1 protein-coding gene is annotated in these 950 nt (G+C 47.3%); it reads left to right on the top strand.

The features are described 5' to 3' along the window. Positions 1-158: 158 nt before the first annotated feature. The coding region (locus T472_RS05640) for an ExeA family protein (protein ID WP_023388628.1) at positions 159-950 on the top strand (792 nt) is incomplete at its 3' end.

Genomic DNA, 950 nt, shown 5'->3' with positions numbered 1-950 from the left:
AGTTTTCTCAAAGCCTATAGTGCCTGAACATCTGACTATCCTCAAGCCAATCGAGTCGCGACTGCTGAATGGCGCACAGAGGAAAAATGAGTTGCGCAACGATAAAGAGAGAAGCACTGCCATATCCTTCAGAAGTATAGCGACTGGAGGTGGCGACGATGTTTGAAGAGTTCTATGGATTCGAGAAAACTCCTTTCACGCGTGACATGCCTGCAGAAGACCTGTATGTTTCCCATATGCTTGAAGAGGCTATGGGCCGGCTTGCATACGTAGCTGAACGACAGCTTTTCTGTGTTGTTACGGGAGAATGCGGTACCGGAAAAACCACTACAATCAGGCGATTCAAGAATTCCTTGGACCCTCAGAAGTACACACTGATGTACCTTGCGGACTCCAAATTGACTCCAAGGCACTTCTACAAAGGCATGCTGGAACAGTTGGGAAGCGAGTCAAAGTTCTACAGGGGCGATGCAAAAAGGCTTCTGCACAAGGAAATCGAACTGATGAAAGGGCTGCACAAGAAGAGACCTGTCGTTGTGGTTGACGAGGCGCATCTGCTTAACAAGGAAATGCTTGAGGAGGTAAGATTTCTGCTCAACTTCAGAATGGATGCAGAGAGCCCAATGGCTCTGATCCTGGTTGGGCAAACAGAACTGTGGGAGAAGCTTCAGCTTCAAACATACACAGCCATAAGGCAGCGGATAGACATGCAATACAAGCTTAACCAGTACGACAAGTCAGAGGTAGTGGCATACATCAAGCGGCACCTGACATATGCTGGCAGAGAACATGAAATATTCTCAGATGAGGCAATTGAGGCCATATACCGATACTCAGGAGGTGCTGCCAGGCTGATTAACAAGGTCTGTACCAGTTCACTGATATACGGTTGCCAGAACGGCAGAAGAATAATTGATGACCATATGGTGAAACTGGTAATCAATGGAGAA

Origin of the sequence: Youngiibacter fragilis 232.1 (genome assembly GCF_000495435.3) — a bacterium.
Lineage (GTDB): Bacteria > Bacillota > Clostridia > Clostridiales > Clostridiaceae > Youngiibacter > Youngiibacter fragilis.
The sequence above is the reverse complement of the archived record's forward strand: the minus strand, read 5'-3'. Positions and strand labels throughout refer to the sequence as shown.